This is a genomic window from Povalibacter sp. (assembly GCF_036735925.1).
Classification (GTDB): domain Bacteria; phylum Pseudomonadota; class Gammaproteobacteria; order Steroidobacterales; family Steroidobacteraceae; genus Steroidobacter.
In genome coordinates, this window is sequence record NZ_DAINNK010000133.1 from 1 (window position 1) to 8,229 (window position 8,229).

At 63.9% G+C, this 8,229-nt stretch carries 9 protein-coding genes; 3 read left to right on the top strand and 6 right to left on the bottom strand.

The features are described from left to right. Positions 1-173 precede the first annotated feature (173 nt). The 6 genes from V7D81_RS22445 to V7D81_RS22470 all read right to left on the bottom strand — a co-directional run bounded on the left by V7D81_RS22445 (position 174) and on the right by V7D81_RS22470 (position 5,442). Positions 174-788, bottom strand: coding sequence for a hypothetical protein (locus V7D81_RS22445; protein ID WP_324320522.1), 615 nt, complete (start codon positions 786-788; stop codon positions 174-176). A 10-nt stretch (positions 789-798) separates the two neighbouring features. Then, complete coding sequence (locus tag V7D81_RS22450) at positions 799-1,314, bottom strand: N-acetyltransferase (RefSeq protein WP_324320524.1); 516 nt, start codon at positions 1,312-1,314, stop codon at positions 799-801. Between the two features lie 3 nt (positions 1,315-1,317). Next, complete coding sequence (locus V7D81_RS22455; RefSeq protein ID WP_324320526.1) at positions 1,318-1,896, bottom strand: hypothetical protein; 579 nt, start codon at positions 1,894-1,896, stop codon at positions 1,318-1,320. 29 nt (positions 1,897-1,925) lie between these two features. Continuing rightward, positions 1,926-2,582, bottom strand: a complete 657-nt coding sequence (locus tag V7D81_RS22460; protein ID WP_324320528.1) for a YkgJ family cysteine cluster protein — start codon at positions 2,580-2,582, stop codon at positions 1,926-1,928. 109 nt (positions 2,583-2,691) lie between these two features. After that, positions 2,692-4,473: a protein kinase domain-containing protein gene (locus tag V7D81_RS22465; protein ID WP_324320530.1), complete on the bottom strand. Its 1,782-nt coding sequence runs from the start codon at positions 4,471-4,473 to the stop codon at positions 2,692-2,694. 180 nt (positions 4,474-4,653) lie between these two features. Next, positions 4,654-5,442: a hypothetical protein gene (locus V7D81_RS22470; RefSeq protein WP_324320532.1), complete on the bottom strand. Its 789-nt coding sequence runs from the start codon at positions 5,440-5,442 to the stop codon at positions 4,654-4,656. 174 nt (positions 5,443-5,616) lie between these two features. Between V7D81_RS22470 and V7D81_RS22475 the strand changes: the two genes are divergently transcribed. From V7D81_RS22475 to V7D81_RS22485, 3 genes are all read left to right on the top strand, one after another. Beyond that, positions 5,617-6,369, top strand: coding sequence for an alpha/beta hydrolase (locus tag V7D81_RS22475; RefSeq protein WP_324320533.1), 753 nt, complete (start codon positions 5,617-5,619; stop codon positions 6,367-6,369). Positions 6,370-6,657: 288 nt separating this feature from the next. Next, a complete protein-coding gene (gene rpiB, locus V7D81_RS22480; protein ID WP_324320535.1) occupies positions 6,658-7,095 on the top strand; it encodes a ribose 5-phosphate isomerase B in 438 nt (145 codons plus the stop codon). A gap of 115 nt (positions 7,096-7,210) precedes the next feature. After that, positions 7,211-7,615 carry a hypothetical protein gene (locus tag V7D81_RS22485; protein ID WP_324320537.1) on the top strand — a complete coding sequence of 135 codons (405 nt, stop codon included), beginning with the start codon at positions 7,211-7,213 and terminating at the stop codon, positions 7,613-7,615. Positions 7,616-8,229 lie beyond the last annotated feature (614 nt).

Here is an 8,229-nt window from a genome sequence, read left to right on the forward strand (position 1 = left end):
CAGAAGAACTCTGATCCCCTCCTCCGCGCAGCGGGGGAGGGTTAGGGAGGGGGCTGTCACTGTGGGGCCGGCTTTCAGCCGGCCGCTTTCAGAGTCAGGCTGAAGCCTGACCTACAGAAACCCCTGTCCTTCCCCCGCTGCGCGGAGGAAGGGACGCTCGATGCAACCTCATCTCAATCATTGAGCGCTTGATGCAGCGCCAGATGCGCCGCACCGCGAAAATCGGTCGGTGCCGGCTCGCCTTTCGCTGCCGCCTTCTCGCGTGCAACCCGATGATTCATGTCCGCGGGAATGAACGTCACCGGCTTGTTCAGCCGCTTCGCCTCCAGCAGTTCGTCGCGCGCCGCGTTGCCGCCGCCGATGCCGATGAACACGTCGCCCGAGGACACGATGGCCTGCGAGGTCGGCGACAGCGTCGTCGTGCCCGGCAGATAGCCGCCCCACTGGTCGTCCTTCACATGGAAAACCTGATCGACATCATTCGCGAGCGGCTCGTTCTCGTTCTGCGCCAGACTCGACACGATGCCGACCGTCGTGAACCCCAGGCGTTTCGCCAGTTCGTAGACGGCGCCGATGCCTGCCGCCGTCGCACCGCTGGAAACCGTCGTACGTCGCGGATCGAACTTCGCCAGCACGGCCTGCACCTGCGCGCGCATCGCGGCCTCGTCCTCGTAGCCCATGCCGGAGTAGCCGGCAAACACCACGATGCTCCTTTGCTGCGAGCGCAGCGCCTGCGCGACCTGCTGCGGCGAATCCACGGAGACGATGCGCGGCGGATGCTCCGTCATGATCGCGGCGTCATCCCCGCTTCAATATGTACTCGCGATCCACATGATCGCCGACCGGAAATCCATACTCGCCGACTTTCATGAAACCGTAGCGTCCGTACAGCCGCTGCGCGCCTTCGTTCTCGGACCACACGCCGATGTAGACCGGTGCGAAGCCCTGCTCGTCCAGCCATCGGAACGCGACGTTCAGCAGGCGTGATCCCAGCTCCAGGCCGCGATGACCGGAAAGGACGTAGAGTTCCTGCAGTTCGCCGGCCGTCGATTCCAGATTCTCCACCGGCAGTTTGCAGCGGCCGACCACGGCGTAGCCGACCGGCGGCTGCGATTCCGCGCCGGCAAGCCAGATGCCGGTCTTCGCATCGGCGAGCATCTTTGCGTAGCGCGCCTCGGAGCGCGAACTCGTGAGGAAGGTCTGCAGGTCCTGCGGCTTGTAGAGATGACCGAAAGTTTCGACGAACGTGACGGCGCCGAGCCGCGCGAGCTGCGGAATGTCATCGGGCGTGGCGCGACGGATCGTGACCGACATGTGCTAGGTCCCCAGTTTCGTCATCGAGAACACGCGCGGGCAATCCGACTGCGGGCACCACATCGACACCACGATGTGCCAGCCATCGCACTTCACGTCGACGAACTCCTGCGCGGAACCGCGGTTGAGATAGCACGGCGGCGCCAGCGCCTCGCGCAGCGGATAGCCCTGGAAGTTGCCGGACGATGCGATCCCGTGGATCGTCTGATACGACACACCGAGCGGAATCTGGCCTTCGACGCGGACCGGAATTTCGCCCTCGTCGACCTTCACCAGGATCTCGTTCCATTCTCCGTGGCAGTCCCACTGCCCGAGCGAACGCGCGCATTGCACGATGTAGTGCATGGGAGATCCCATGAACACGCCGTGCGAACTGCAACGCACCTCGGCGGAGACGTGGTCGCCCCGATAGGCACGCGCGTCGATGGTCTCGACGCCGACGTCATGCCGGCTGCGGCAGGCGAGCTTTTCCACGGTGGCGCTTTCGGCCGCCGGCAGCTGGAACGAAGTCGCGTCCGCGCCGGCAGCCAGTACCGGGCTCAGTACCAGCCATGCGGCGAACCCTGCGTGTCGGCGTTTCATGGTCGATTCCCGCTCGTTGCGTGCGGTCGTCATTGTGCCTCACCCGCGTCGAATCTGCGGCTCTCGGCGATGATGGCTCGGGCAACATCGGCCGGCTTGAGTCGTGCGATCGCCGGATCGAGGAACAAGGAATAGACCTTGATGGCGAGCACCGCAATGCCGGTCGGCGCAGTGGGCGAGCGGCCGCCGGGGAAGGCTTCGCGCTGCTGCCGGATGAACGTTGCCGCGGCAGTGACGGCCGCATGCGCCCGGCGATCCGCCTCGGAGTCATAGCGAAACCGCCACTCGCTCACGCGACGATTGATGACCGGCTTGTCGGCCCCTGCGGCGGCGATACCGGCCGCGGCGAAGATGCGGCAGTCGTAATCGCGGCACGTCTGCGGGCGATGTTCGTAGATCGAGCAATTGCCCTGACTGAGCATGGGACAGGTACCGTCCTCGCGGTACTTCATCATGAGATGTCCCGGCGGCTGGCCGGCCGCGGCGATCAGGTACTGATCGGGAATGCGCTCGCGCGCCCCGACGTCCTGCGGGCGGATCGGTATGTAATAAGAAGACACACAACAGCCGCGACAGTCGCCGCAGGGCACGACGGTGCCGCCATCGCCGCGCAGCGAGGCGCGCATCTGCGTGAGCCATTCGCCGAACGGGCCGGCGTCGATGCGATTGGACTCGTGGGAAGACATGCGCGCATCTTCGCACGCCCCCACCCTAGCCCTCCCCCGCTTCGCGGAGGAGGGGACTCCGATTCCCTCCTCCGCGAAGCGGGGGAGGGTCAGGGTGGGGGTCTTCCTCTCAAGCCACTGCCGCCCTCGTCGCCACCGCCGGTTCCTGGAACGACCGCATGTACTTCGTGCCGCCGTCGAGCACGGCCACCCACGCCTCGCGGGATTCGTCGTTGAATTCCGGATCGGCCTGCGCCACCGACCCGGCGATCGCCGTCGAGAACGCATCGAACCACGACGCGGGAATCTGCACGCCGAGCTGCTTGTGACGCAGGGCGACGCGCGACAGGATCGTCGGCTCGCTGTTCGTCGGGTTCGCATGGAATGCGAGCATGAGCACGATCGCGTGATGCAGCATCTGGTACTGGCGCGACAGATCCGTTTTCTCGAACAGCGGGCCGGCCTGCGGACAGGCGCAGAAGAACGAGCGGTAGATGTTTTCGTACAGGTCCGCGCGCTGCAGGCAGCGCTTGTAGCTCGACCGCGCCAGTTCCGCCTGCTTCTGCGCGATGTCGCCACGCATGCGGCGGTTCAGTCGTGAGCCGGAAATCGACCACGCATCCGCCACGGCCATGGAGATCGATGGATAACGCTGCGCCGGATCCTTCGCCAGCATGCGCTCCAGCACGCCGCCGAGTTCGCCGGCGCAGTTGCAGTCGTCGTCGAGGCCGCGCGGATGGTCGATGCGCGCCAGTTGCGCCGCCAGCTCACCCCAGTTCTTCGCAGCGATGAACGGCTTGCCCGCCAGCATTTCATACAGCATCAGTCCCAGCAGGTACTGGTCCGCTGCACGTCCGACCGGCTGGCCCTCGCGCGTTTCCGGCGCCATGTAGCGCTGGTCTTCGAGCGTGGTCGGATCGTCGGCGCGCACGCTCGGCGCGCTCAGGGTCGCGTGAAAACCGGAAATCACCGGGTTGTCGCCCGGATCGATGATCACATGCGCCGGCCGCAGGCGGTTGTGCAGCAGGTCGCGGTCATGCGCGTACTGGAGTGCGTCGCCGATCTTGCTGAAATAGTCGAGCGCCTGCTCGAGCGGACAACGGCCGATGCGCTGCAGGACCGCAGCCAGCGATTCGCCGGCGATGAACTCGGTCACCACGTAGTTCGGCAGACGCTGCATCTGCACGGAGTAGACGCTGCAGATGTTGCGATGCTTGAGACCCGCGGTGCTGCGCACGTGGAATTCGTACAGCGCCGAGTTCTCCGACAGCTCCGCCTTCTCGAAGGCCTTGATGGCGACGGTGCGCCCGAGCAGTTGATCGTAGGCTTCGAAGACCGTCGCATTCTGTCCGCGCGCCACTTCGCGCCGCAGTTCGTATTGCGCGGGCAGGGCTTCGCGCAGGGCCTGCTCGATGCCTTCGCTGGTGACGCACAGCGTTTCGAGACCGTGAGCGGCGCCCGAGGCTTTCGCCAGCAGCGCCTCGGTGATCTTCTGGTTGATGTCGACCAGCGCCCGTTCGCGTTGCGCGGGCCGCATGGTGCGCAACGGCTGCGCCGGATCGTGAACCCACTGGAATCGCTCGATGACGGCCGAGCGCCAGGTGCTGGCGCCGACGGGAATCAGGAACAGGCGCAGCTTCTTCCGGCGCACCGACTCCAGCAACGACGGCAGCTCGTGATTGCGGATGAACTCCGAACTGAGGAAATCCTGGCTCACCAGCAGGATCGCGGCATCGGCGCGCGCCAGCGCATCGCGGATCTGTTCGCGCCAGTCCTCGCCGGCTTCGATCCGTTCATCCGACCACAGGTCGAGGCGCCGCTCGACTTCGAGGTACTTGCGCAGCTCGTCGAGATACTTCTCGTCGTTGTGGCTGTAGCTGACGAACAGCCGGGTGGGACGTTCGCGAGGCATACCGTCGCTCCATCGATGCGACCGGCCCCCAATACTGAGCCGGCCAGCGACAGAAGCAAGCCGACTTTCGGGCGACCGCTCCGGTTCCCTCCTCCGCACAGCGGGAAGGAGGGAATCGGAAGCGGACCGGAATCCCCCAGCGAGGGGAAAGGGTCAGGGAGTGGGCCGCATGAACGACAGCTACCGCCTACGCCAAGGCTGCGTCGCCAACGCGATGATGGCGGTGAAGATCAGCGAGAACAGCCCGCCCATCACGCCGATGCCGACGAGCATTGCCCCGACGGGCACCTGCTGCCAGCGCAGCACGACCCCCGCGACCAGTACGACCAGGCACAGCCCGCTGACGATCAACCCGCCGACAACGACCGCCATCGGCTTGCGATAGGCCAGCGCCTCCTGCCGTCGCGGCACGATGCTCTCGAAATGAAGCAGCGCACGACGTGCTTCATCGCGCGCATTCGCAGCGACCGGAATGCGCAGGCACAGCCGGGTGGTGCCGTACTTCTTCGGATACGCGATGGCGAATTCGAGACAGTCCACGTCGGTGGCGCTGCGCAGCCAGCGGGCGCCGCGCAGTTCGGGAATGCCGCGCGGACGCAGCACATGATAGGAACCGTCGACGATGACGTGACGTCGCCCGACGATGACTTCGACGCCCTGCTCGCCCGCCTCAGGCCGGAACGTGAACTCGTTCGTCAGCACCGCATCCTGGCTGGCGCGTTCGCGATCGAATGCGCGGAAGCGCTCCCATTCCTGCGCACTCACCTGCCAGCGCGTAATGAGACCTCGCCCGGCCAGCAGCCGCGCCTTGCCGAACGTCGCCAGCACCGCGCGGATGAGAAACAGCGGCGCGACCACGATGCACAGTCCACCGAGCACGACCAGTGCGGAATTCGCGAGCCGGGTCAACGCGACCCCGGCGAGCAGGATCGACAACCAGACGAGCGTGCGAAGCAGCGGTTTGCGCATGTTCTTGTTCTATGTATGGGACGGGCAGCAGGTACCGCAAACTGTAGCAGCCTGACGCCAGCGTTCGGAGAGGGTCTTTCGGGCGACACCCTGGCGCTGGCCGGCAACCCACGCCAATCGTAGTATGGCCGCGTCGACAACTCATCGACGCGAGCGCCGCAATCGCAGGGTCCCGTGACCGCAGCATTCCAGGAAGACCGTTCCGTTCTGAGCCGCACCGCGCGCGCTCCCGATCGCACCATCGCCTATGGCGCACAGCCGGAGAACATCGCCGATCTCTGGCAGGGACCGGACACGGCACGCGCCCGTCCACTGCTCATCATGATCCACGGCGGCTTCTGGCGGCCCGAGTACGACCGCACGCACACTGCGCCGATGTGTGCCGCGCTGGCAGATGCCGGCTGGACGGTCGCGACCATCGAATACCAACGCATTCGCGGCCAGCCGGATGTCACCGCAAGCGACGTTCGCGCCGCCGTCGCGGGCATTCCCCCACTCGTGAAGCATCAGGACGGACGAGTCGTGCTGCTCGGACATTCCGCCGGCGGACATCTGTGTCTGTACGCCGCCGTGGCACAGGCATCTGCAGCCATCGCCGGCGTCGTCGCACTCGCGCCCGCTGCGGATCTGCAACTCGTCGAACAACTCGATCTGGACGACGGCGCCGCACGCGCCTTCCTCGGCACGAGTGCGGCAACGCGGCCTGATCTGGACCCCGCGCGACAACCGGACATCAACGCATCCGCGACGATCATTCACGGCATCGAAGATCTCGTCGTGCCGATCGCCGTGTCCCGCGCCTATGTCGCCGCGCATCCGGCAACCACACTGCGCGTCCTCGAAGACTGTGGCCACTTCGCGCTGATCGATCCGTTGAGTGACGCGTGGTCGGCGGTCATCGCCGAGCTGCAACGATTCAGCCGCTGACACCGAGACGTCGGTGCCGCGACGCCCGGCGACTTTCAAAAGCCATCGGCGCATCGGCCCGCGTTGACGTTCGCCGACAGCGGGGACTATCTTCAGACGCACGACAAAGACGTGCGGCCCATCTCCTGACCGCATGACGCAAGAACGAGCGCAGCTCAGGGAAATGGAAATGAAACGGAGAGAAGGAATCGTGCCTGCGGCGGGCGAATGCTGCACTTGGGCGGTCGATAATTGGTTAGACGCCACTCAATGCGGTGCGGATAGGCTCATTCCCGCGAGAACCCGATCATGACAAAGCAAATTGGCATAGCTTCCGATCACGCGGGCCTGGAACTCAAGCTCGCGTTAGCGAAAGAACTCGACAAGCAGGGAGTCATAGTGCGCGACTTCGGCACCAGCACAAGCGATTCGTGCGACTACCCCGACTTCGCGCATGCAGTGGCGCAAGCCGTTGAAGGTAGAGAGATTGAACGTGCAATATTGGTTTGCGGCACTGGCGTAGGTATGTCCATAGCAGCGAATCGGCATACCGCGGTACGGGCAGTCGTATGCAGCGAGCCTCTAAGCGCAAAGATGGCTCGTCAACACAATGACGCTAATGTGCTTTGCATTGGAGCGAGAGTCGTTGGGACAGGAACCGCTATAGATATCGTCAATGCATTTCTAACTGCTGCGTTTGAAGGTGGAAGACACGCAGTTCGTGTTGCGAAGATCAATCTGACATGAAGCACATGCTTCTCAGGCTAGGAGTGGCGTCCAACCCTTCCATCGAGAGGACGCTTTCCGGCCTACGGCCTCCAAGCGCTTCTCATGTCAAACGTTGGGCTTCAAAGAGCAGGCAATGACTGTCGCACGTCTGGTACTGGCATCACTGTGCCTTTACATGGGGGCGTGTGGTCTTTGGAACTCTGGGATCGAGTGGCGCGGCGGCCCGTATATTCTCATCTGGATCGACGATCCCAGTACGCCACGCCTTGGCTATGATCTCGGCGAAGGGACCTCAGTTGGGAGAATCGATGAGACGGTGTTCGCGGTTGGGTGGGATGGACGGTACGTGGTGGCGAAGCAGCATCCCGATGGCAACAAGAACGTCACAAACTACTTTTTCATCGACAGCAATAACGACCAGCCGCACTCCGATCCGGGCGCTGTCGTGGTAGGCCCGTTGAACGAATCAGAGTTCAGTAACAAGGCGAGGGAACTCGGGCTGCCAGCCTTCAGCAAGACACTCAGGTCGCTTCAGTGAGGACCAGCCGAACAAATTTCTGCAGGCGACGTGCGAGGACGCACGCGCCTGAGCAATGGCGTTCACACTTCAAGAAGGAGCAATTGTGGCGGCAGACTCAGCTGGACAGAAACGACTCAGCCTTAACGTAGCGTTATGGGGTGTCGTTGGTGCGTTGCTCGGTGTAGTCATAGGTCGCCTAGCAGCGTCGAGAGTCTTGGAGCTTTTCGGTGGGTTACCGGCTTGGGTCGCACCGGTTGTGATTATTGGATCGGTAGCCGTGTGCCTGGTTACCTTTCTGGTTGTCCCGCACTGGCTTCGTAGGAAACAGCCGTGAGAGCCCAAGAAGCGCCAGCAAAGCGCTAGGGCCGACGCGACGCTTCCTTCCGTTTGATGGACACCCTGAACTAACTGTTGGACTTCCACGGAATCGTGGGCACCTGCGGACGCCCGACTTGGCGAAGCGCTTTTGCTCGCGGCTTGCACACGGCGTTGAGCTTCAATGTGAATAGGAGCAAGTCAGATATCGCAGAGCAGAGCATAGACGCCCCCGCCGGGCGCTTCCGTTCCGGTGGATGGGTTCCTGTGAGCTTTCCCAACAAGCCCTGGGCGGCACAAGAATGAAGGCAACGATC

What these genes read in the sequence shown, in the direction of transcription:
- V7D81_RS22465 (WP_324320530.1), bottom strand. Translation starts at nt 4,473, where the DNA reads ATGCCTCGCGAACGTCCCACCCGGCTGTTCGTCAGCTACAGCCACAAC.
- V7D81_RS22455 (WP_324320526.1), bottom strand. Translation starts at nt 1,896, where the DNA reads ATGAAACGCCGACACGCAGGGTTCGCCGCATGGCTGGTACTGAGCCCG.
- V7D81_RS22460 (WP_324320528.1), bottom strand. Translation starts at nt 2,582, where the DNA reads ATGTCTTCCCACGAGTCCAATCGCATCGACGCCGGCCCGTTCGGCGAA.
- rpiB (WP_324320535.1), top strand. Translation starts at nt 6,658, where the DNA reads ATGACAAAGCAAATTGGCATAGCTTCCGATCACGCGGGCCTGGAACTC.
- V7D81_RS22485 (WP_324320537.1), top strand. Translation starts at nt 7,211, where the DNA reads ATGACTGTCGCACGTCTGGTACTGGCATCACTGTGCCTTTACATGGGG.
- V7D81_RS22470 (WP_324320532.1), bottom strand. Translation starts at nt 5,442, where the DNA reads ATGCGCAAACCGCTGCTTCGCACGCTCGTCTGGTTGTCGATCCTGCTC.
- V7D81_RS22445 (WP_324320522.1), bottom strand. Translation starts at nt 788, where the DNA reads ATGACGGAGCATCCGCCGCGCATCGTCTCCGTGGATTCGCCGCAGCAG.
- V7D81_RS22450 (WP_324320524.1), bottom strand. Translation starts at nt 1,314, where the DNA reads ATGTCGGTCACGATCCGTCGCGCCACGCCCGATGACATTCCGCAGCTC.